Raw genomic sequence first — 22212 nt, 5'->3', positions numbered from 1 at the left:
CGACGACGCCGCGTGGGAAGCAAGTCTGCGGACCGCCCGGGCCGACGGCGGTGCCAGGTGTTGTGCGGGAGGCGACATTTCGCCGCCGACGCCCGAGCGTCGCGATTCTTCGAGCTGCATTCGGCTTTCACCGCGGTAAGGTCTCTGTCATGCAGAAACCTCCAGTCGCGGGCATGCAGCACGACAGCACCGGAAAGCTCCCGCAATATCCGATCGAGTCTGTCGATAACGCTCTTCGCCTAATCCTCCTCCTAGGAGACCGCTCTGAGATCCGGCTCACTGACGCCAGCGAGTACCTGCACGTCGCTTCGTCGACCGCGCATCGCCTGTTATCGATGCTTCAGTACCGCGGGTTTGTCCGCCAAGATCCGATCAGCAGGGCATACCAGCCCGGACCGTCCTTGACAAACGTGGCGTTCGCTGTCCACTCCAGGATGGACATACCACGCACCGCCGCGCCGATTCTGCGCCACCTCGCAGACACGTTGCAAGAAACCGTGCACGTAGGAACGTTGGACGGCAGGCTCGTTCGCTTCATCGCGGCACTCGAAAGCCCTTCTGCTGTTCGAGTGATATCGCGTTTGGGTACTACACGTCCTGCACACTGCACGTCGACAGGTAAGGTCCTACTCGCCGGACTATCCGATGACGAGCTTGACCAGTTGTATCCCGACCCACATTTGGAGCCACTCACCGAGCATTCCGTGCGTACCCTCACCGAACTGCGCGCTCAATTGGCAGAGATCAGGAAAAGTGGGTTTGCGACCAGCAACCAGGAAAGTGAGGAAGGCGTCGCATCTGTTGCCGTGGCCGTACCCGTAGGAGGTTCCCAGATGAGGCTGGCACTCAATGCGTCAGCGCCCAGTTATCGATTCCGGCCCTCGGATATCCGCAAAGCTCGCACTGCCCTCACAGACGCCGCCGCCGAGCTAGCCCGCAATCTCGGCTGATGACATCCAAAGAAGTGGAAGCCGACAGTGAAATGCCCAGCGGCGCCCCAGATTTGCCTGGCTTCATTGCCACCGTCGACGCATTCCTAAGCATGGAGAAGCAGCGGAATGCCGAACCGATGTTCGCGGCGGTCCTCACCGACGACTTTCAGATCGGCTTTCGTGGTGGTTACCAGTGGAAAGGCCGCGATGGTCTGCAGACGTACCTTGACCAACGGGCCGGGATCTTCGACGAACGCCTGGAACTGCGCCACGTACTTTCCTACATCCCGGCGAAGGAAGGTGTGGTCGAGCTGACGACCCATCTTGAGTTCTACTTTCGACGCTGGAAAGCACCCTCGTTAGTCAGCGAAGAATTCACCGGGTCTGCCTTTCGCACGTGGCTGATTCACATAGCTGACAACGAGATGCGTGTGAAGCAGGTGACTATCGATGGATTCGCCAATCTCAACGAAAACGCACGGGCGGTGTTTGCGATCCCAGATGAAGGGTTCGACGAATAGGCGCTACAGCGACGAACGCGGTAGACGACCACCGACGCCGAGGCGCACGATCAAACCTCGCTTCTCCATAGCACGATGTCGATCTCGTTGAAATGAGACATCGCAATCAGGCGCTGTAGGCCCTCACGGGTTATTGGAACACTGACCTGTCCCCTTGCGACGCCTGCGAGCGGGATCGATGCTCACGATCCCGGCGACGTCCCGTACCGCGGTAATGCGCATGATGTTCTGCATTAGGTCGGTGCCATTTTCCGCGAACCGATGATGGCGACTTTCGTCAGTGCCATCATGCCTCTGAGAACGTGGCGGAAACCGTTCCCAGAGGCTCGATCTCCGCTTCGACATGAACGCCGGGCCTGACCGCGGCCATGGGTCCAAGCGCTCCCGAAAGAACGATCTGGCCAGCGCGAAGTGGCTGCCCGTACGCAGCAGCTGTCCTGGCCAACCACATCAATGCAAGGATCGGGTCACCCAGACAGGCCGCCCCAGAGCCCGCTGATACCGGAACGCCATCGGCCGACATTCGCATGACGACGTCCCGGGGCTCGAATTCGTCGATTTCCAGCCGGTTCTCCCCCAGAACGAACAGCCCGCTGGAGGCGTTGTCCGCCACGGTGTCAGCGATACTCAGGTCCCAATTCGCTATGCGGCTGTCCACGATCTCCAGTGCCGCAACGGCGTAGCGAATCGATCCTCGAATTTGATCTTCGCTTGACACATCTCTGTCGATATCTTCCGCGAGTACGAAGGCGACTTCGGCTTCGACCTTGGGCTGCAACATTTTCGATAGGGAACGAGCGTGTCGCCGGATGCGTCCATGTCCGCAAATAGGACACCGAAATCCGGTTGGTCGACGCCGAGTTGTTGCTGTACTGAAGGAGCAGTCAGGCCGATCTTTCGACCGATTACCACTCCTCCCGCCGCCACCCGGCGAGCGTTGAACTCCTGCTGAACCGCATACGCCGAATCGATGTCCTCCGCGCCGATCAGCGTGCGCACCGGTAATGCTGGTTGCCCTGTCACGAAAGCGGTTTGGATACGGTCGACGGCAGCGCGGATGATGCTGATATCGCGAACTGTGGTTGTCATATGTGACCTTCCCTTTTTGGCGGCAACGTCATCGACGTTATGGACAGGGTTGATGGGGTTCGCGCAAGTGTTGCCAGGCAAGCCCTCCTTACTGCCGAGCGCTTTTCGCATGCCGGTCGACGTCGGCCACCCCGGCAATGGACTTGAGTCGAAGATGGGAGGAGATATCGAGCGAGCCGCCGACTCCGCTGTCTTTGTATCCCTCGGCCGGGTCGGAGACACCGTGGCTCCGCGCGTTAATCGAGATGCGCCCGGTATGCATATTGCGCGCCACCGCCGTCGCACGCTCAACGTCACGACTGAACACCGCACCGCCAAGCCCAAATGACGAATCATTGGCCATTCGTGTCGCGTCCTCATCTCCGTCATGAGGAACCATGACCAGCACGGGCCCGAATATCTCTTCGCGGAACACGCGCATCGTACGGTCCACGTCGACGATCACCGTGGGCTCGACGTAGAAGCCGGTCGCAATGGACGGACGGCCACCCCCGAGGATCACCCGAGCTCCTTCGGCACGAGCCGAGTCGATGTAGTCCTCGACACGTGCACGCTGCGCCGTGCTGACAAGCGGACCAAAGACTGTCCCTGGATCCAGCGGGTCACCCACCTGAGCACTGGCCAAGCATGATGTGACGACCTCGAGTACATCGCTGAAGCGTGCGCGAGGCGCGATGACACGCGTGCACGAGTAGCAGACCTGCCCCGTATTCGGCAAGCAGGTGGTGACCAAGTTGTCGGAGAAGAGCTCGAGGTCCGCATCGTCGAGCAACACGGCCGCCGACTTCCCACCCAGCTCCGCTACGACCGGCTTCAACAAATGCCCTGCACGCGAGGCGATTACGCGACCGGCATCCGTGGAACCCGTGAAGGACACCATGTCTATGTTCGGATCGTCAACCACCGCGGACCCTGTCGTGCGGCCACCGGTGACGACGTTGATCACACCGGGAGGGAATCCGACTGCCGCAGCGAGCTCTCCGATGAGCAATGAGTCCAAAGGTGTTTCCTGCGCAGGTTTCACGACGACTGTGCACCCTGCGGCGAGAGCCGGAGCCAGCCTGTGGGCTAATAGTGACTGGGGAGCATTCCACGGGATGATGATCCCGACGACGCCCACCGGTTCACGCCTGACGATGTTCTTCCCGTCGGCACTGGCAACTTCGGGCTCGAACGATTCGGCTTCCTCGGCATAGTGACGGTAGAGAGCTATGGGACGAGTGCCATTGGTACGACGTGACCTCGAGATTACGGCTCCATTCTGGGCCGTCACGAGGTGCGCGATCTCCTCCCGTCGTTCATTGAAACGGTCGGCCAGCGCGGCGATCAGGGCTGCACGATCTTTGGATGGCGCTTCGGCCCACTCCCGCAGCGCGGCGTGCGCCGCCATCGCCGCTGACGCCACATCGGCGGGGCTCCCGTCTGGAACGCTCCCGACCCAGTCCTCGGTGGCCGGATCGGTGAGGTCGATGAAGGCATCGGAATCGGACTCCCGCCAGACACCATCGACATAGATATGGCTGTGGCGACTGCCGATCACGCCGATTCTCCGGAAAGTACTGGATTCTTGACCGCAGCGGGCGTGAAAATCGCAGGGACACTAAGGAATCCACGCAACACGTTGTTGAGCTTGCGGATGGGCTCGCCAATCGTGATCGTCTCGACGCGCTCGATCATCGATTCTAATACCGCCTGGAGCTCGATCCGGGCCAACACCTGACCCGCGCAGGCATGAAGACCGGTTCCAAAGGTCAGATGACCCGCGGCGTTTCGGTGAATGTCGAATTTGTCTGGCTCGGGATACTGGCGGTCATCGCGATTGCCGCTTCCATAGATGACAGCAACCCGCTCACCCGCGGCGATCTCAATTCCGCTTACCTCGGCGTCCACCGCTGCGACACGGGAGAAGAGCTGCGCAGGTGCTTCGATCCTCAACACCTCATTCACGACGGCGTTGACCCGGTGGGGTAACCCGCGGAGTTCGTGCCACTGCTCAGGATGCGTCCCGAGCAGCCACACCATCGCCCCAAGCGCATTGACGGTCGTGTCCATCCCCGCCGTAAGGTACGCCGAAAGTAGGTGCAGGCAGTACTCCTCGGGGATGACCCCAGCGTCGGCCGCTTCGTATACCGCGGCACCCATGCTGCCCGGGGCCAGTTGGTCCCTCGTTGCGACGTTGCGGATGTACTCGAACTGCTCGGCGATGTCGGCCAGGCCTGCCGAGGTGCGATCACCCGGCGGGCCAAAGGCGTTGAACGCACCGCTGGCCCAGCGCAGCAACTCCGAGCGAGCATCAACGGGGAGGCCGATCAGCTCTCCGACGACCTCTACGGGAAAGACCTGACTGAAGTCGGTCACCGCATCAAAGGACCCTCTTCTGGTCATCTCGTCGACAAGCGATTGAGCTCTGGGCCGAATGATCTGCTCCACACTGCGAATTGAACGAGGCCCCAAACGATCGTGGAGAACACCGCGTAGCATCTCGTGGCGTGGCGGGTCGGACGCGATGACGCTGTGTCTACGGACCTCGTTGAATTGATTGTTGAAGCCGACACCTTTGCCGGATATGAATCGCGTGTGGTCCATGAGGACTGCCCGCACTTCGGCATACCGCGCCACCGCGAGCACGCCATTAGCGGTCAGACGGACGACCGGCCCTAGCTCACGCATGCGCGCGTAGGTGGGAAACGGATCACGCAACACCTCGTCGGAGAAGATATCGACGTCGAGCTCTGGGATCGTGCTCACCGACTCTCGGCTCCTTCTGTTTGTTGGTTGCGCCCCGCTCCGAGCGAGACCTTTCCGTGTCGCCCGTCCCCTCATCCGAAGCGGACGTCGGCTACGGCGGATCCGGTGCCGGCGAGATCTTTACTGGCCAAATGCCGGTCCAGCCGGGGATACACCCTGCGCGCGTTACCCTCCACCACTGCGTGGTGTTCTCTCTCACTCAAATCGAGTTCGTTGATGTAGACGAGCGTGTCGTCCCATGCGACTCCGGTGTCCGGGTCATCTCCGCGAACCGCGCCGAGCATTTCGGACGCGAAGAGCAGGTTCGCCGGACCGATCACCCGGTGCAGCAGATCGATTCCAGCCTGGTGATAGACGCAAGTGTCGAAGTACACATTTTCCAGGAGTTCGCTTGGGTCTGGTCTGCCCAGCCGAGCCGCCAAGCCGCGGTAACGGCCCCAGTGGTACGGGACGGCGCCACCTCCGTGCGGGATCACAAAGGTCAGCTTCGGAAATCGCTGGAACAAGTCAGACTGCACGAACTGCATGAAAACGCTCGTGTCAGCGTTGAGGTAGTGCGCGCCGAGCGTGTGGAAGTTTGGATTACACGAGGTCGAAACATGCACCATCGCAGGCACTTCCAACTCGATCATGGCCTCGTACAGCGGGTACCAGTATTCGTCCGTCATCGGGGGCGTGGTCCAGTACCCGGCCGTCGGGTCCGGGTTGACGTTGCACCCGACGAAACCGAGTTCATCCACGCAACGTCGTAGCTCGTCGACCACCGCACGCAGGTCTCCACAAGGCGTCTGCGGCAACTGAGCCACTGGCGCGAAAGCGTCGGGATAAAGTTGCGCCACACGGTGGACCAGGTCGTTGGACGCACGGGCCCAAGAGGTGGCGGTGGCCTGGTCGGCTATATGGTGCTCCATCCCGGACGCTTTCGGCGAGAACAGCATCAGATCACCACCTCGCCCGCGAAGCACGCGCAGCTGATTGTTCTCGACGCTCTCTCGGAGCTCGTCGTCACCGATCCTCACCGCTGCCGGCGCGGGCACGCTGGGATCTTCCAAGGCCGCGAGCTGTTGGTCACGAAACGCCTGATGCGCCGGCGGTGCCGTGGTGTAGTGACCGTGGATGTCAATGATCACCGCACGGCGTCCTCGTAGTCGACATAGCGTAACCCCGCGCGGGCAAGGTCGCCGCGCATGTTGTTGACGTCGAGGCTGAGTTCACCACGCATGTAACGCTTCCGGTTCGCGGCTTCCCTGGTCTCGCGCAGCTTGGAGGCCGCTGCGACGGCAGCGGCCTCCGTGCGGGGGACGACGACGACACCGTCGTCGTCGCCGACAACGACGTCACCCGGTTCCACCCAGGCGCCGGCGCAAGTGATCCCAATATTGACCGAACCAAGGCGTTTCTTAACCGTGCCCTGTGCTGAGACACATTTTGACCAGACCGGGAACTTCATGGCGGCGAGTTCATTGACGTCCCGGCATCCGGCGTCGATCATCAGACCACCGACACCCCGGGCCGCGAGTGCCGTGGCCAGCAATTCACCGAAATACCCGTACTCCGAGGGCTCTTCGGGAGCGACCACCAGGACATCGCCTGCCTGACACTGCTCCACCGCCACATGGATCATCCAGTTGTCATCTGACGGCACACTGACAGTCACCGCGGATCCGCAGACCCGTGCACCGGTGTAGATCGGCCTCATGTACGCAGCGAGCAGCCCGGTGCGGCCCTGTGCTTCATGAATGGTCGCAACTCCGAACTGGGCGAGTTCGTCCCGCACCGCGGGATGGGCGCGAGGCGGATTGCGAACGACCACGGACACCGTCAGGACTCCTTTCCCAGCCAAGGCATCAGCGAAATGTGGATCACGTCGGCGTCCTCTGTCTCACCAGCCAGCGCTCGGATAGCCCTGTCGACCTGATCGAGCGCGAACTTGTGCGTGGACAGCCGCTCCAGCGGAAACCTGTGCGAAGCAAGCTGTTCGAGTGCGAGCTCACACGCACGGTAACTATGGCCGCGTGCGCTTCTGATCGTGATGGCCTTCTCCGTGAGCTTCTTCACCGGAAAATCGGGGAACGCAGCGAGTTCCCCCTGGATGAGCAATGTGCCCTCACGGCGTTTCAAGGCGTCGATGCCGAGTAACACCGGTCCCACACCAGCCCGCGAGGTGCAGTCGAGTACGAAGTCGACGCCGCGCCCGTTGGTCAGGTCCATTATCCGGTCGTGGGGAGCTTCGGCGTCGATGTCGATGACCTCGTCTGCACCGAGTTCCAGCGCGAGGTCCAGGCGAGCCTGGTCCCGCGAAGCGCCCGTAACGATTATTTGGGACGCGCCGGCTTGCTTGCAAGCCACGACTTGCGACAGTCCCTGCTGGCCCGGTCCTTGAATCAGGACAGTGTCGGCGTAACCGACACCTGCGGCGATCAGTGCCCACTCGATGCCGTTCGACAAGGGAGTAACGAGACCGGCCAGTTCAGCATCGACACTGTCGGGCACCTTGTGTACCACGGCATTCCACGGCAAGTACATGTATTCGGAGAAGCCACCCCACAGCGTTCCGGCGTTGTTGGCTGAGGTGTAGCCGTACCTGCGCGCATCGGCGTTCGTTCGCCAGTCGGTTGCCTCGCAGTGGCGGTACTCGCCGATCCGGCACCATTCGCACTGATAGCAACCAACGTAATGCTCGACGAAGATTCGGTCGCCTTCCCCCACACCGTGCAACCGCGTGAACTTCTTTCCCGCCGCGGCGATGATGCCGACGTTCTCGTGGCCCATGATCACCGGCTCGTCGAACGGCGGTTGGGAATACATCTTGACATCTGTGCCGCATATCCCGGCGACCTCCACCTTCAGCAGCGCGGAATCATCGGACAGTTCCGGCAGGGGCAAGTCCCGCAACTCAGTGGTGTTCGGCGCCGTACGTACAGCAGCCAGAACGCGCTCGACCAACTCATCCTCGCAATCACCTTATGGCACGATGGTCATGCCAATTTACCATCTGCATCATCGGCCGCCATTGCCGGTAACTGCCCTTTTCCAAGGCGTTGACATCGCCGCCTGACCTTCGACCCTCGGGAATGATCGTTGGGCAACACACTCCGCGACACGATCCGGATACGCTGCTCTCAGCATCAGCGCGATGTGCTCAAAGCCGTGGCCTAAGTCTAAGACGGCCGCGCTCGCCACAGGGCGATCCGCACATTGCCTGTTGTGCCGCGGTCATGATTCCGAATGATGGCATGACGTGCCACGGCCCGGAGCGACAGTGACACAATGGTCATGCCAATTTACCAACATGCACCAAGCCGCCAGAGCCCGGAGACTGATGCCCGAAAACCGCCGCGTGCTGACCACCCTGACGCGCTCTCAAGGAGCCAACCAAGCCGTCAAGGACGGCACGGTAGCTCCTGCAGGATTTCAACTGAAGTTCGAGGAAATACCCTTGTTGGTCAACGGGTTCCGCCGAATGGTTCGTCACCTCGAGTTCGACGTCAGCGAGATGGCGCTAACCACCTACCTGACCGCACGTGAACACGGTGTCGCCTTCACCGCCTTACCAGTCTTTCTCGTGCGGGGATTTCACCACGGGGCCATCCTGTACAACCGGCACTCGACGATCCGACACCCGAAAGACCTCGAAGGCCGGCGGGTTGGCGTCAACCGCGGGTATACCGTCACCACCGGTGTGTGGGCGCGCGGCATTCTCGCCTCGGAGCACGACGTCGACCTCGACCGAGTGACTTGGCTGCTTTCCGGCGACGAACACGTGGAGTCGTACGTCCCTCCGCCCAACGTGGTCTCCGCCGGCCCCGGCGCAGACCTGGCCGATATGCTGATCGCAGGCGAAATCGATGCGGTCATCGGCGTCGACGTCGACCATCCTGATGTCGCGCCGTTGATCGCCGACCCCCACGGTGCCGCAATCAGCGCCTTGCGTGATCGTTCGTTCTACCCCATCAACCACCTCATCGTCCTAAAGGACGAGGTGCTGCAGCACTACCCGGACGCTGCGGCTGCAGTGTACGCAGCATTCAGTAAAGCTAAGGAGCGCTATGTCGCTCGGCTCTCCGACGGACGGGTGACCAGCCCAACCGATCGGATGTACGCCGAGGTGATGAAGACGACGGGCGCAGACCCGCTGCCCTATGGTATTGAGGTGAACCGGCCAATGCTGGAGCAATTGTTGGAGTTCGCACTGGCGCAACACATTTTGAGCCGACCGATCAAGATCCAGGACGTATTCATCTAGCTTCCGCGGGTGCGGGACGGATCAGTTCGCGAAGCGAAACCGAGACATCGCGGGCATCCTGGACCCGGATTGTGGATCCTTGGGTGAGCGCCTTTTGTACTGCCATGTAGTCACCTGGCGCGTTGACGGAGTCAACCGCCATCAATGTGTCGTCGTGGTAATAGAGCACGGAGAATGACTCACGTTCGGGAGCGCCGCGAACCATGTAGTAGTCGTGTCCCCTCGACAGGCCGGCGATGCGAAGCTTGAGATCGAACTGTTCGGACCAGAACCGCGGCACCGGCAGGTCTGACTCCACCCCGCCCGCCAATGTCGCGGCAGCCGCTTTGGCCTGAATTATGGCGTTTTGAACCGACTCCAAGCGCACTTGGCCGCTGCCGGTACGCCAATCGGGTTGAACAGTGCAATCACCCGCCGCTACGACGTTCGGATTGCTGGTACGTGCGAAGCGGTCGACAACAATGCCACCGTCACAAACGAGATTTAGTTGGTCCGCGAGTTCGGTCCGTGGCACGACTCCGATACCGATAATTACAAGATCTGCGGGAAGGCTACTGCCGTCTGACAATTCCACCGATTGCACGCGGGCATCCCGCCCGGTCAGCGACACTACTTCCGCGTTCAGACGTATGGTGACACCGCGGCGCGCGTGCGCATCGAGGTAGAAGCCGGAGACCACGGGTGCCACGGCTCGCCCCATCAACCGATCGGCGGCCTCAACAACAGTCACCGTTTTACCTTGGGCACGCGCAACCGCCGCGGCTTCGAGTCCGATGAACCCGCCGCCGACCACGACGACGGATTCTGCTTCGCCCTGGAGCTGGCGCAGCTTCGCGGCGTCATTCGCTGTCCGGAGATAGATCACCCCCTCGAGATCGGCGCCCGGCACTGCCAGTCGTCGCGGACTGGCGCCAACAGTCAACGCCAACTTGTCGAACCACAGCGTTTCTCCTGACGCCGTGAGCGCGACTCCTGACGGCCCCTCGCCCTCGAGTTCAAGCCAATTGACAAGCTCACCCGTGAGTACCGAAATGTCCTGGTCGGCCAAATACGTCGGGGCACGGAGTAGTAGCTGGTCGAAGCCGATGCCGCCTTGCAAGTAGGACTTCGACAATGGGGGCCGTTGGTACGGCGCGTGCAGCTCCTCGCCCACTAGTGTTATTGGTGCGCCTTCTCCTGCTTCACGAAGCGAAAGGGCCAGTTGCATTCCTGCTTGACTGGCACCGACGATCAACGTCCCTGCGCTCACCCTCACTGCTCCTCAGGGATGTGAACGATCAGGCCGTCGAGCGACTCGATCATCGTGATCTGACAAGACAATCGGCTGGACTCACGCCGCTCGGCGGCAGCACCGAGTTCGAGCACGTCCTCTTCCATTTCCTCAGGCCCACCGAGGTACACAGCGAACTCTTCGTCGACATAGATGTGGCAGGTGGCACAGCTGCAGTTTCCGCCACACTCGCCGACGATGCCGGCGACGCCGCTGCGTACGGCGGCGGCCATGACCGACTCGCCGGGATGCGCATCCACCACGCGCTGCACTCCGTCCACAGCGATGAACACAACCTTCGGCATGTCGTACTCCAGTCAAAAGATTAAGGACTGACCATAATACCTTGCGGTTAACAACCTACGGGGTACGGGACGGAAAGGATGCGCATCGACGCGAACGGCTGTGAATCGCATGCAATCGTGGCAAGCTGCCACAGGGATTTCCGCCGCTGCTCGCGGCGGATCGACTGATGACACGGGTTCTGCCCTATTGGAATTCCGCGATAGCAGTCGATTGGCGAACCAGCCAGTCACATTGGTTGTGGCACATGGGAATCAACTGCGAACGATTCGTATGATTGTGGAACAGATGATGCCCGCGCAGGTACGTGCCCTGGACATACCGACCGGAGGGGCGCTGCGTTATGACACAGGCGATAAGCTAGTGCCACTGTTACGAGGAGGCGTCTACCTCTAAGCGGCCACGCCACGCCAGCGCTCAAGTGGCAGACGGCCGCACACTGCCGGGCGATCTTGGCCTTATCATTGGGCCATGCCTGCATCCGAGAGTCCCGCGACGACCCCACCGCCGGCTGATTCGATGTTCAGCCCGGTCAGTCCGGGGCGGGCCTCGGCGATGATTGTCGACCAGATACGTGTGTTGATTCGGGAAGGTCAGCTGCGGCCGGGCGACCGGCTGCCTGCCGAACGTGAACTTGGCGACAAGCTCGGGGTGAGCCGGGTTACGGTGCGCGAAGCACTGCGCGGCCTCGAGGCGAACGGCATGGTGCGCATCAAGGTCGGCGCCCACGGCGGCGCGTTTGTGACGGCGCCAACGAGCCAGCGTATCGGTGAAGGCATCGAGGATCTGCTCAGCTTGTCGGGCCTCACCGACAAAGATGTGACCGAAGCGCGGCAGGTTTTCGAGATCGGAATCATCCCGCTCGTGTGCGAGCGTGCGACTGAACAGGACATCGACGAACTGACAGAGATCTGCAACCGGGGCGACGCGGCTTTGAAAGAAGGTTTTTATCCGATGGAACTGTCAGCGGAGTTCCATGCACGCGTCGCCCAGGCCAGCCATAACAAGGCAATCGCGATGCTGGCTGAATCTTTTCACGGACCCACTCTGCTCTCGATGCGCCACGTCCAGCAGTCACACCCCGAGATGGGTATCCGAGGCATTCGGGAGCACCGCCAGTTTGTGGCGGCGATCAAGAAGCGCGATGTCGACAAAGCGACGTCCGTGATGCGTACCCATATCGGCCGAACGGCAAAGCACGTCTCAAAGGGCAACTGACCCCAGAAAACTCATGACCCGCGCCGGCGCAGTTTCGGCGGTCTGGGCTGCGACCGGAACGTCCCAATACTCGTTGATGGGAAGGCACTCTTGTAGATAACGCGCCGCCGAGGGCGCATGCGACGCATCTTCACCCGGCACGATGAGCGCGGGCACGTCCGACACCAGTAGGTCATCGGCTTCAGGGCCAGGCACGGTGTCACGGTCGAACAACAGAGCCGCCATCGCCGCGACAGTGATCTGGTAATGAAGGCCGTTGAGACCGCGGTATTGCGCGGCGAAATCAGGGTCGGAGCGCAACACGGTGACCCACGGGCCCAGTCTGGCGTCTGAGGAGAAGTTGCCGTCGGTCGTTGCCGCCAGTTCGGCAACACCGGCCAGCCCGTGCTCCGCGGCGTAGGCAAGGTGGGCGCGGAACCGTTCGAGCTGCTTTCGCCGGTACCGTACGCCGCCGGCCGGCGAATACAGCACCATCCCCCCAACCCGCCCGCGATGAGCGCTCGCCATGCACGCCGCGATCGAACACCCAATGCAGGCACCCATGATATGCACTCGGCCCAGCCGGAGATGGTCCAACAGGCCGACACCCTGTCTCACGTAATCAGCCCATGAGACACGCTCGACGCGCCCGCCAGACTCGCCGGCCTCACGCTTGTCGAACGTGATGCATTGGAACCGCTCCTGCAACTGTGACAGCATCCGCGTTCGACGATAGAGGCCGTGCTTCTCCCACGCGTCCATGGAGGCGGCGAAGCCGCCGGGCGAGAACATCAGCAGCGGCGGGCCCGAACCTGCTACCGAGTAACGCGTTTCAATGCCATCGATCCTCGCCGAAGCCACGCTCAACGTCAAAGACCTCCCTTGATCTGGCGAGCAGCCCGCACGTCATCTGCATACGCCGTGATGGCGTCCAGCGCGATCTGGGCGACGTTGGCATAGGTATCTGGTGGGCTGTCGAGACCTTCGACGCTGTAACCGATGGCGGCCGTGGCCATCCGGATCCGGCCGTCCAGCCACGGGCCGCCACCGAATCCACCGAGCACCGGGATGGACACCGCCTCGGCCACTGCCGCTCCAACGACGGGTCCCGAATTCGTGAAGTTCAGCAGCACCGCGCCCGCATCAGCGAGACGACGAGCCTCACAAACCATCTCGTCGAGAAGTTCGTCTGAAACCGCATCCTTGGCGCTCGGTGTGGCGCTATACGTCACACCGTATTTGAGAGAAGTCTGCGGTGTGATCCCGAACTGAGCAAACACGGGAATCCCTGCACGCGCCACCGCCGTGACGGCATCTAGATGCTCGCATGCCCCGTCTAGCTTCACCATGTCGACGCCGCCTTCCTTTGCGAGACGAATTGCCGCCCGCACAGCACTCTTTCGCCCGTTCTGCAGCGGACCGAACGGGAAATCACAGGACAGCAAGGCGCGCCGGACACCGCGGCGCACTGCCTGACACACCACGACCATCTGATCCATGGTGATTTCAAGCGGATTCGGCTGACCCCACAGGTTGATTCCCACAGTGTCACCAACCGACACCAAGTCGACGCCGGCACGATCGACTATCCGTGCCATCTGGTAGTCCCACGCCACCACACCGACGATCTTTTGTCCTCGCAGTTTCATGTCCTGCAGGTCAGTGAGTTTCACGTTCGTGCCCACGACGGATCCTTTCAGGCTCGCAGCGCTGAGAGCAGATCGGAAACGTCTTCTTCGTGAGCGCTGACGACGAGTACGCGCGTGTGAGGCCGCAGCACGGCCACTGTCTGACTCGCCGCGGCGCCTCTCCCGACGACGACACCGGCGGTCGAGATGGCGCGAACCGTGCTCGCCGCACCGATGATGCTTGCTGCAGCGGCATCCGCGGCGGTGGTGGCGACCATGACGACCACATCTGCGGCGGCGAGTTCCTCCGCCAGACTGGAGACGGCACCGTCGGGGTCGAGCAGCGAAACCGAACCCCGCTCCCCCGCATCCCCTGTTACTTCGGCTACCAACAGGAAGCGTGCATGTCCCCACGGCTGAGGTGAAAGCCGCTCGATGATCGCTCGTGCACCGCCGTCGAGCGCAATGACTCGCGCGCCTTTCCGACCGGCGATCGGACGGTTGATTCGGTATCGCATCTCGGCGGCCGATGTCGCACGCGCACAAATGCTCCCGAAAATCGGCTGGAGTGGACTGGTCATACCGATGTCTGCCGCACGCCTTGGCGCACCTTGAGATCTTCTCGGCAGGCCTCGCTGAACGATGCGTCACGCGGGAGTACGACGGCGGCAGACCGAACACGATGATGTTCAGGGTCAACACCTGGAGGTGTCGCACCCTTGTCGCGCAACGCTTCCGCCGCCCGCTTCAACTTCTGCCGCGCCTTGATGATGCCGCTGTCGGCGGACACCAACCGTTCCTTGGTCCGATCGACGATCGGCCCCATACTCTCCTGCAGGGACGAGTCCTGGATTGCGATGCCCCGCACGCCCGAGTAGGTGTCGCCGCGCTTCTGCGCCGCGCGATCCATCAGATAGTCGTTGTCCTTATTCGCCTGCGGGCGGTACGTCCCAGGGATGTTCGCACTGTGCACACCGTGCCCGTCCTTCATCGCCTGAACTTCCCGCGAAGTCAGCGGTCTTACAGGGTGGTAGTCGAACGAATACGCCCAGCAGTTCTCATCGTCGATGGGAATCCAGAAGTGGCCGTGGACGGGATGATCCCCTCGTGGCGGCACCATTGTGAAGCACGGCATCACCCACGGCGTGATGCGCCAGTAGTAATGGTCGGCGTCTGCGTTGCGGCGGGCTCCAACGAATAAGCCACCCTCGGAGTCCGCGACCTCGAAGAACGGCTTGAGGTCCGCCATGTTGTACTCGTTACCCTTGCTGCCCTTGAAAAGCGGGTCCGACTTTAGCCCCGCGGAGTGCAGGAACGACACATGACTGGAATCGATGCCGCCCTCGAAGGCTTGCAGCCAGTTGCATTCCTGCCATCGTTTGGACGTGAAGGTCTGCTCGGCTGGCACGAGAGCAAATTCGAATTCCGGTAACGGCGGTTGGTTCGCGGGGTCACCCATATAGGTCCACAGCACGTCCCCGATCTTGATCAACGGGTAGGACGTCAGTTTGACGTGCGCGCAGAACGTCGACCCCTCAGGCTCGGACGGCACCTCGACGGCTTGTCCCGTGACGTCGTACTTCCAGCCATGGTAGGAGCACCGCAGACCGCCCTCTTCGTTACGCCCAAACCACAGTGATGCGCCACGGTGTGCGCAGAACTCATCGATCAAACCGAAGTTGCCATGACTGTCTCGAAAAGCGATCATGCGCTCATTCAGCAGCTTTATGCGTACCGGCGGGCAATCATCCGGCGGCAGCTCCTCGGCAAGCAAAGCTGGAATCCAATACTGGCGGAACAACTCCCCCATCGGCGTCCCCGGCCCGGTCCTGGTCAAAAGCTCGTTGATCTCTCCGCGTAGCACCTTTACCTCAGTTACTTCTCTGTCTCTCACCATCGGCCGTTCACGCCCGATCACATCGCGCTAATAGTAATACCATTAGGTATTCAGGACCAACCAGCCGCCGCGCTCGAAGTCCTGGGCGTTGGTCGAAGACCCGCGCCGATATTGGACGGCCCGTCAAAGACGCCGGGACCGGACTCTGCCGTCAGCGGTATGGGTGAGCGCAGACTTGCACCGTGGAGGCGATTATCGACGGCGTCTCACTTTGTCAGACGTCACGGTAGGTCGAGACTCAGACAAATACTCCGCCGCCATCGACGATCAGGACTTGACCGGTGATGAACGCGCTGCCGCCGCTGCATAAAAATCGCACCACGGACGCGACATCCGCGGGGAAAAGCGTCCGCTTGATTGACCGGCGGTTGACCGCCTGCGCGACGTAGTTGGGATCGTTGAGTTCGTTTGTGGCCTCGTCGTCCACGAGCCCTGGGGCGACTGCGTTGACGGTGATTCCACGCGCGCCCAGCTCTCGGGCCGCAGCGCGGGTGAGGCCCTCGACTGCAGCCTTGGAGGCGATGTAGTGCGGAAAACCGAGCGTTCCCGTCCGCGCGGTCGTCGAGGAGACGTTCACAACGCGACCGCCCCGCGCTGGCACCGCCGGCAGAATGGCTTTCATCGCTTGCCACGTACCCCGCACATTGATGCGTAGGACGTCGTCCCATTCTTGGATGGTCAATTCTTCCAAGGACTTCTTGGCGCCGAGCGCTTTATACATCGCAGCGCAATTGACCAAGCCGTCTATCTGGCCGAAGCGCTCCACGGTGTGTTTGACGAGGTCTGCAAGCGCGTCTTCGTCGGTGACGTCCACACGGTGATAGATCACCGCCGGCCGACCGGGCGGTGGCGCGAGGTCGGCAACCACTACGTCGGCGCCAGCCCGCACGAGATCTGCAACCACTTCATCACCTATGCCACTGGCGCCCCCGGTTACCACGATGACGTTGCCGGCGATGTCGAACGGGTCTCGGTCAGCCACGGCAGCGGATCACAGGCGAACGACGGGAGGGGTCGGCATCAGGGAGTCCGCCGGTCTAAATGCGTAGCGTCCGTTACAGAGGCAACCTCACCTGCGAGCAGCGCCCTGAGTTCATCACCATTCTTGCCCTGCTGCGCGCAGATCGCATACTTAATCAGTCTTTTTGTCTCCGCGGTGTTTTCGAGACGTACTAGTGATCGGTCGCGGAGATCTGCTCGAGTGCGAAGCGCTGCAACCGGACAGCTGCGCGCGGACTCGTCGACCCGCTCCCGCTCGGAGATCTCGATTTCGTCTCGTAGCAACATGAGGATGCCAGCATCTGGCCAGCTGTTTCTGCTAAGCAGAGCCATGCTCTGTACCATAGCAGTGGACGCGTACCTGGCCAACTGCTGCGACGATCGCCGGAGGCCCCGGCTCACCCCGGGGCCTCTAGCGGTCGAGTACTGAGAAGGGTCGAGGTAGTTGTCTCACGCATCGCGGAGGTGAATCGAGCTATGTCGCGCCATTTAGCGTCGAGTTGATTGCATCGGCGGCCGCCAGCATCGACCGCCGATCAATGTGTGAGTAGAGACCGATTGTCGTGCTAATCGACTCGTGTCCCATATGCGCTTGCACTACGGGCAACGGCACGCCGGCAATCACCATCCAACTCGCACACGTATGGCGCAGATCGTGTATTCGTGGCCGGGCCGGCAATTTGGCCTTGTCGATCGGCTCGCCATGCGCGTTTACTGAGGGCCACACCCGCTCGACCGCAGGTTTCCAGATGCGGTCGTGAAACCCATTGTGGCGAACCGGTCGGCCTGCCTTATTCGTAAACAGCCACTCGCCGGAGTAATCGAGTTTGTCGAGAACGCTGGCGGGGACGTTGATTGTTCGCACCGACCTTTTGGTCTTCGGCGGACCGAGTTCATAACCGCCGCGATCGTAGGTGCGCTTCCACGCCCGCGAGATCCGTACGGTGCCGGCGTCCCTGTTGACGTCCGTCGGCTTGAGTGCTGTCGCCTCACCCCAACGACATCCGCTGGCAACGAGGAACTCTATGAGCGGCCGCCAGTACTCAGTCACCGAATTCAGGAGTCGGGCGACGTCGTCGCCGGATAGGCAGACCATCTCCTTGCGCTCTGAAGTGGGCAGCCGGTGCCCTGCCGCAGGATTGCTGGGAATCCGTCCGGCTCGCACCGCGGCATTGAGCGCCGAAGACAAGAACCCGTGTTTGTTGGCAATGGTCTTGCCCGACGCGCCGTTATCGACAAGGGCCTGCATCCACTTGGAGACGTCGTCGCGCGAGAGCGCCGTCAGCGCGAGGTCGCCAAGCGCCGGGCCGATGTCTTTCTGGGCATACGAGCGGTAGTCGTACAGCGTGGACTTACGCACACCGGTCAAGTGCTCGATGTGATGTTCAAGCCACTCCCCGACCGTCATGGCCGTCATGTCGGGATCGGCTCCGATGACCTCAAGTGCCTTGGCAGGTCCAAACCGGTCGGCCAGATTCTTGAACTTGGCGGCCGACTGAAGGTCTTCGAAGGAGGTCGAGGTCTGCTTGCCATCCAGGCGATACAGCACCTGTACATAGCTGGTGCCGTCTTTTCGCGTCATCTTCCGCAGCGAGGCCATGGAGTCAGAATGCCACCGATGTTGATGAGATGTTGATGGGAAAAGAAAACAGGTCAGGATCTGTGGTCCTGACCTGCATCTTCTTGGTGGAGCTGCCGGGAATCGAACCCGGGTCCTACGGCGTTCCCTCAAGGCTTCTCCGTGCGCAGTTCGCTATGCCTCTACTCGGATCTCCTGATCACGCGAACAAGTCAGGATGACGATCCCAGTCGCTGTTTGATGTCCCGATGAGTCCCGCGACCGAACTCACCGGTTTATCCCTCTAGCTGATGCCAGGCACCGGGTCGAGGGCTCTCCCGGGCTGACAGACTAGCTGTCGCTTAGGCAGCGAGAGCGTAGTCGCGCTGATTGGAATCGGCGCTTAATTGGTTGCAACGACGCTTAACGGTGGTCTCTTGCCTGCACCGGCACGCTTCCCTTGATTCGACACTCGAAGTCGAAACCGTTCAGCCCCTGTGTAGTTGTCTAACAACGCGCCCGCCGATCTACGGCAGGACATTCCATGGTACGCGACCTACAACGCCCGGCACTACGTATTTATGCCCGCGCCGGCCCAAAGCCCCTGGTCAGATCACGTAGTTGAGGTGATCGACGACACGCCTGGCGACCTCCCCGTCGCCGCCGAAGCCAATCTCGTCGGCGTGCTGGGCCAACGCGACACGCCCGCCGGCCAGCCGCGCGAACAGCAGGGCGTCAAGCGTGATCGTCGCCGTCGGCTCCGCGCCGCCGAAGTCCTCGACGACCTTGCCCCGGCCCTGGACCGCGACGTTAATCGTCCTGCCCAGCGGCCCGGTCAACACGATCGACACCCGCGACCCGTCGGGCGCCCCACCCAGTTTGCCGACCACGAAGCCCATACTGGCCGCCATCTCGTCGAGCGCCAATACCGCGGGCGCGCCCGTGGGGTCCGACGCCGGCCGCCCCAGCGCATCGCGGATGTCGTGCTCATGCATCCAGCAGTCGAATATCCGGACCCGCATGAACCGGCCATAGCTGTCCGGGCCGGCCGGCGTCGCGGTCACCTGGTTCCACTCGTCGTCGCCCATCGCGGTCAGCGCCGCACGACGCTCGGCGGTGATGGCCTGGAAACGGTCGCTCAACTCCGCGCCGCTGATTGTCCGCAACTCGAGCACCCACCGCTCGTTGAGCACACCGATGTCGTTGCGCACGTGCTCTAACAGCGACACATCCACATCCGACTGTGGGAGGTCCATGCCCGCCAACATCGACTCCGTGCCGACCATGTGCGCGGTCACGTCGTGCACCGTCCAACCGGGCAGCGACGTCGCGGCCTGCCAGTCCGATTCGCCCAGGCCCGCCAACAAGTCACCGATCGTGTGCCATTCGGCGAACAAGGCGTCGAGGACCGCGGCCTTGTCGAGCGTGGTGACCGGACGCGAGGGGCTGCTCACCGCCCGACCGTACCGCTCGTCACCGACGACCGTGCTAGGAACCCGCGACGCTACGGTGTGTCGACGGCATGAGGTTCGACGGCAGATCGGTGATCGCAGTGGGCAACCCGAACAGATACCCCTGAGCCAGCGAGCAGCCGGCGAGGAACACCATCTCGGACTGCTCGACGGTCTCGATGCCCTCGGCGATCACTTCCAGGCCCAAGGGGTCGCACACCGCGATCACCGATCGGTACAGCGTGGCGGCCTGAGCGGGTTCGGGTCCAGCCAACAGGCTGCGGTCGAGCTTGACGATCTGGATGGGTAACGCGTGCAGATAGGTCAGCGAGTTGTACCCGGCACCGAAATCGTCCAGGGCCACCTTGACGCCAATAGCCCTGAGCCGCCGTATTTGTGCGGCCGCCTCGTCGAGATCGACCACCGGCACGGTTTCGGTGATCTCCAACGTCAGCCGACCGGGTTCCATGTCGTAACGCTCCAGCGTGCTGGCCACGACATCGCGGAAGCCGGCGTCGCGCAAGCGCGCCGCCCCGATGTTGACCTGCAGATCGAGACGCGAGCCAGCGGCGGTGACTTCCCGGCAACTCTTGTCCAGCACCATCGCGTCGAAGGCATCGCCGAGCCCTGCGGCCTCGGCGGCAGCCACGAACGTCTCGGGCGGTATCTGCGTGCCGTCGGGTGCGGTCCACCTCGCCAGCGCCTCGATGGCGACCGGAACCTCCTCCGGTAACCGAACGATGGGCTGATAGACGAGGCTGAACCCGGCCGGCGGCTCGCCGTCGGCGTGACGCAACGCGGCGGGAAAGTCCACTGCCCGGCCGATCATCGACGGGTAGACGACGACGATGTCTTTTCCCAGGCGTTTACCCTCATACATCGAGTGGTCGGCCTTACGCAGCAGATCGTCGGGCGTCTGGCTGTCGTCACCGGCATGCGGCCGCACCAGGCCCATGCTCGCGCGGACCCGCACGCTCGAGCCGTGAACCGCGAACGGCTCGCGAAGCGCGGCCCGGACGCGGTCGGCGACGACTTCAGGTGCGGCCACGTCGCTGTTGATCAGAATCGCGAACTCGTCACCGCCGATGCGTGCCAGGGTGTCCGATTCCCGCACGCATCGTCGGAGGCGTTCGCCCACGGCCCGCAGCAGCTCGTCACCGCCGGCGTGCCCGAACCGGTCGTTGACGACCTTGAAGTCGTCGAGGTCGACGAAGATCAGCACGAAACCGCCTCTGGTTGCCGCGGTTTCGAGCTCCTTGCCGAACAGCAGCCTGTTCGGCAGCCCGGTCAAGGCGTCGTGATGAACCTGGTGCGCGAGCCGGCGCTGGGCGTCGAGCAGCCGCACCGTCAACCTGTGCTGCGCGCGCATCGCGAAGGCCTGGCGCGTGGCGACGAGCAAAACCATCAGCACCGCTCCGACAACCAGCACCCCGTCGATCTCCTTGCCGATCATCACGTGGTAGCCGTAAAGCATTGCAATTCCGGCGAATCCGGCGAACGGCAGGACCAATTGCACCCAGTCCATCAGCCGATCGCTGCTTTGCGCGGCGGCTTCTGACTGCGGCGTCGGTGTGGCGAGTGCGTAGATCACCAGTATGAGTCCGATGATGAACGCGCCGCCGCCCCACAAGTCACCGTTCTGCAAGCCGACGGTCCGGAAGTAGGCCACCAACCGGTCGGCGCACGCGAGCAACATGACCCCGCCGGTCAACAGCAGGCAGTCCGCCCGATATGGCCGGCCTGGCCGATAGAGACTGGCGAAGAACACCCCCGCCACCACCGCGCACAGCTGGAGCAGCGAATAGGTCACCAGGATGGGCGGGTTGTCCGACCGGGGGAACGCCGCTGCGGCCAGTGCACCGTATCCGGCCATGTAGGACAGCAGCGAAAACGAGATGGCCGCCACGATCGCGTCGAGCACGGAGGCGACGAGCGAGTAGTGGTGCACGGGGTCGGGGGTTTTGGTGCGCCCGACGCCCACGCGCCCGAGCACGACCACTGCCGAGAAGATGAGCACCGCGGGCAGCAGATACGCCACGGTCTCTCTCGCACCGGCCACTCGACCGTCGTCGGAACCTCCGCCCGTCCACCACAGCAGTTCACCGATGAGCCAGCTCAAGCACGAGGCAGCGATCAGGACCCGCCACCATCGAGCTGTGCCGTCAACCTTCCGAGCGACCACGAAGCCGCGGACGACGATCACGGCGCCCAGGATCGCCTGCACCGCGATCATCCCCGCCTCGGCGCGGTCGTATCCCCACGGTGCCAGCGCATTCACCACGACTAAGAGAAGCAGGGCCACGACGACGCCGTAACGCCAGCGATGACCCCTGAGCAACACGCCTTCCCCGCCTTTCCGTTCGTCATGATGCC

General features: G+C 62.3%; 19 protein-coding genes, 1 other RNA gene and 1 pseudogene. 4 read left to right on the top strand and 17 right to left on the bottom strand.

Going from position 1 to position 22212, the window contains the following annotated elements; all coding sequences use genetic code 11:
• Positions 1-149 precede the first annotated feature (149 nt).
• Together CEX87_RS04200 and CEX87_RS04195 are read left to right on the top strand one after the other, a co-directional pair.
• The gene (locus tag CEX87_RS04200) at positions 150-950 is read left to right on the top strand and encodes an IclR family transcriptional regulator (RefSeq protein WP_094286097.1); all 801 of its coding nucleotides are present in this window, start codon (positions 150-152) and stop codon (positions 948-950) included.
• On the top strand, positions 950-1453 hold the full coding sequence (locus tag CEX87_RS04195; RefSeq protein ID WP_094286095.1) for a hypothetical protein: 504 nt from the start codon (positions 950-952) through the stop codon (positions 1451-1453). Before CEX87_RS04200 ends, CEX87_RS04195 begins: the two co-directional genes overlap by 1 nt.
• A gap of 286 nt (positions 1454-1739) precedes the next feature.
• Here the strand turns inward: CEX87_RS04195 and CEX87_RS04190 are convergent.
• From CEX87_RS04190 to CEX87_RS04165, 6 genes and pseudogenes are all read right to left on the bottom strand, one after another.
• A pseudogene (locus CEX87_RS04190) lies at positions 1740-2542 on the bottom strand (2-keto-4-pentenoate hydratase).
• An 88-nt stretch (positions 2543-2630) separates the two neighbouring features.
• The gene (locus CEX87_RS04185; RefSeq protein ID WP_094286093.1) at positions 2631-4082 is read right to left on the bottom strand and encodes an aldehyde dehydrogenase family protein; all 1452 of its coding nucleotides are present in this window, start codon (positions 4080-4082) and stop codon (positions 2631-2633) included.
• Complete coding sequence (locus tag CEX87_RS04180) at positions 4079-5290, bottom strand: cytochrome P450 (RefSeq protein ID WP_094286091.1); 1212 nt, start codon at positions 5288-5290, stop codon at positions 4079-4081. The genes CEX87_RS04185 and CEX87_RS04180 overlap by 4 nt, the downstream gene beginning before the upstream one ends.
• 71 nt (positions 5291-5361) lie before the next feature.
• Complete coding sequence (locus CEX87_RS04175; RefSeq protein ID WP_094286089.1) at positions 5362-6420, bottom strand: amidohydrolase family protein; 1059 nt, start codon at positions 6418-6420, stop codon at positions 5362-5364.
• Positions 6417-7109, bottom strand: a complete 693-nt coding sequence (locus CEX87_RS04170) for a 4-carboxy-4-hydroxy-2-oxoadipate aldolase/oxaloacetate decarboxylase (protein ID WP_094286087.1) — start codon at positions 7107-7109, stop codon at positions 6417-6419. The genes CEX87_RS04175 and CEX87_RS04170 overlap by 4 nt, the downstream gene beginning before the upstream one ends.
• A gap of 2 nt (positions 7110-7111) precedes the next feature.
• Positions 7112-8176, bottom strand: a complete 1065-nt coding sequence (locus CEX87_RS04165; protein WP_233151267.1) for a zinc-dependent alcohol dehydrogenase — start codon at positions 8174-8176, stop codon at positions 7112-7114.
• Positions 8177-8612: 436 nt separating this feature from the next.
• Here CEX87_RS04165 and CEX87_RS04160 point away from each other — a divergent pair, with 436 nt between their 5' ends.
• A complete protein-coding gene (locus CEX87_RS04160) occupies positions 8613-9536 on the top strand; it encodes a substrate-binding domain-containing protein (RefSeq protein ID WP_094286083.1) in 924 nt (307 codons plus the stop codon).
• Here the strand turns inward: CEX87_RS04160 and CEX87_RS04155 are convergent.
• Complete coding sequence (locus CEX87_RS04155) at positions 9529-10785, bottom strand: NAD(P)/FAD-dependent oxidoreductase (RefSeq protein WP_094286081.1); 1257 nt, start codon at positions 10783-10785, stop codon at positions 9529-9531. The genes CEX87_RS04160 and CEX87_RS04155 overlap by 8 nt on opposite strands.
• 2 nt (positions 10786-10787) lie before the next feature.
• Positions 10788-11111, bottom strand: a complete 324-nt coding sequence (locus tag CEX87_RS04150) for a 2Fe-2S iron-sulfur cluster-binding protein (protein WP_094286079.1) — start codon at positions 11109-11111, stop codon at positions 10788-10790.
• Between the two features lie 469 nt (positions 11112-11580).
• On the opposite strand from CEX87_RS04150, the gene CEX87_RS04145 reads away from it, so the two are divergent.
• Complete coding sequence (locus tag CEX87_RS04145) at positions 11581-12327, top strand: FadR/GntR family transcriptional regulator (RefSeq protein WP_094286077.1); 747 nt, start codon at positions 11581-11583, stop codon at positions 12325-12327.
• On the opposite strand, the gene CEX87_RS04140 is transcribed toward CEX87_RS04145, so the two are convergent.
• The 9 genes from CEX87_RS04140 to CEX87_RS04100 form a co-directional block, all read right to left on the bottom strand.
• Positions 12313-13179 carry an alpha/beta fold hydrolase gene (locus CEX87_RS04140; RefSeq protein ID WP_233151266.1) on the bottom strand — a complete coding sequence of 289 codons (867 nt, stop codon included), beginning with the start codon at positions 13177-13179 and terminating at the stop codon, positions 12313-12315. The two genes, CEX87_RS04145 and CEX87_RS04140, sit on opposite strands and share 15 nt — an antisense overlap.
• Positions 13176-13991: a 3-methyl-2-oxobutanoate hydroxymethyltransferase gene (locus CEX87_RS04135; protein ID WP_094286073.1), complete on the bottom strand. Its 816-nt coding sequence runs from the start codon at positions 13989-13991 to the stop codon at positions 13176-13178. Before CEX87_RS04135 ends, CEX87_RS04140 begins: the two co-directional genes overlap by 4 nt.
• Before the next feature lie 11 nt (positions 13992-14002).
• The gene (locus CEX87_RS04130; protein WP_094286071.1) at positions 14003-14515 is read right to left on the bottom strand and encodes a 3-methyl-2-oxobutanoate hydroxymethyltransferase; all 513 of its coding nucleotides are present in this window, start codon (positions 14513-14515) and stop codon (positions 14003-14005) included.
• The gene (locus CEX87_RS04125) at positions 14512-15852 is read right to left on the bottom strand and encodes an aromatic ring-hydroxylating dioxygenase subunit alpha (protein ID WP_233151265.1); all 1341 of its coding nucleotides are present in this window, start codon (positions 15850-15852) and stop codon (positions 14512-14514) included. Before CEX87_RS04125 ends, CEX87_RS04130 begins: the two co-directional genes overlap by 4 nt.
• Before the next feature lie 217 nt (positions 15853-16069).
• Positions 16070-16813 (bottom strand): SDR family NAD(P)-dependent oxidoreductase, encoded by a 744-nt coding sequence (locus tag CEX87_RS04120; protein WP_094286067.1) that lies wholly within the window; start codon positions 16811-16813, stop codon positions 16070-16072.
• A 492-nt stretch (positions 16814-17305) separates the two neighbouring features.
• The gene (locus CEX87_RS04115) at positions 17306-18430 is read right to left on the bottom strand and encodes a tyrosine-type recombinase/integrase (RefSeq protein WP_094286065.1); all 1125 of its coding nucleotides are present in this window, start codon (positions 18428-18430) and stop codon (positions 17306-17308) included.
• An 84-nt stretch (positions 18431-18514) separates the two neighbouring features.
• Positions 18515-18884: a transfer-messenger RNA gene (gene ssrA / locus CEX87_RS04110) on the bottom strand.
• Between the two features lie 112 nt (positions 18885-18996).
• Complete coding sequence (locus CEX87_RS04105) at positions 18997-19842, bottom strand: maleylpyruvate isomerase family mycothiol-dependent enzyme (protein ID WP_094286063.1); 846 nt, start codon at positions 19840-19842, stop codon at positions 18997-18999.
• Positions 19843-19876: 34 nt separating this feature from the next.
• On the bottom strand, positions 19877-22180 hold the full coding sequence (locus tag CEX87_RS04100; RefSeq protein WP_233151264.1) for a putative bifunctional diguanylate cyclase/phosphodiesterase: 2304 nt from the start codon (positions 22178-22180) through the stop codon (positions 19877-19879).
• Positions 22181-22212 lie beyond the last annotated feature (32 nt).

This window comes from Mycobacterium lehmannii (genome assembly GCF_002245535.1).
Taxonomy (GTDB): domain Bacteria; phylum Actinomycetota; class Actinomycetes; order Mycobacteriales; family Mycobacteriaceae; genus Mycobacterium; species Mycobacterium lehmannii.
Note: the sequence above shows the minus strand (reverse complement) of the source record. Positions and strands in the feature narration are given on the sequence as shown.

What these genes read in the sequence shown, in the direction of transcription:
- CEX87_RS04200 (WP_094286097.1), top strand. Translation starts at nt 150, where the DNA reads ATGCAGAAACCTCCAGTCGCGGGCATGCAGCACGACAGCACCGGAAAG.
- CEX87_RS04195 (WP_094286095.1), top strand. Translation starts at nt 950, where the DNA reads ATGACATCCAAAGAAGTGGAAGCCGACAGTGAAATGCCCAGCGGCGCC.
- CEX87_RS04160 (WP_094286083.1), top strand. Translation starts at nt 8,613, where the DNA reads ATGCCCGAAAACCGCCGCGTGCTGACCACCCTGACGCGCTCTCAAGGA.
- CEX87_RS04150 (WP_094286079.1), bottom strand. Translation starts at nt 11,111, where the DNA reads ATGCCGAAGGTTGTGTTCATCGCTGTGGACGGAGTGCAGCGCGTGGTG.
- CEX87_RS04145 (WP_094286077.1), top strand. Translation starts at nt 11,581, where the DNA reads ATGCCTGCATCCGAGAGTCCCGCGACGACCCCACCGCCGGCTGATTCG.
- CEX87_RS04130 (WP_094286071.1), bottom strand. Translation starts at nt 14,515, where the DNA reads ATGACCAGTCCACTCCAGCCGATTTTCGGGAGCATTTGTGCGCGTGCG.
- CEX87_RS04115 (WP_094286065.1), bottom strand. Translation starts at nt 18,430, where the DNA reads ATGGCCTCGCTGCGGAAGATGACGCGAAAAGACGGCACCAGCTATGTA.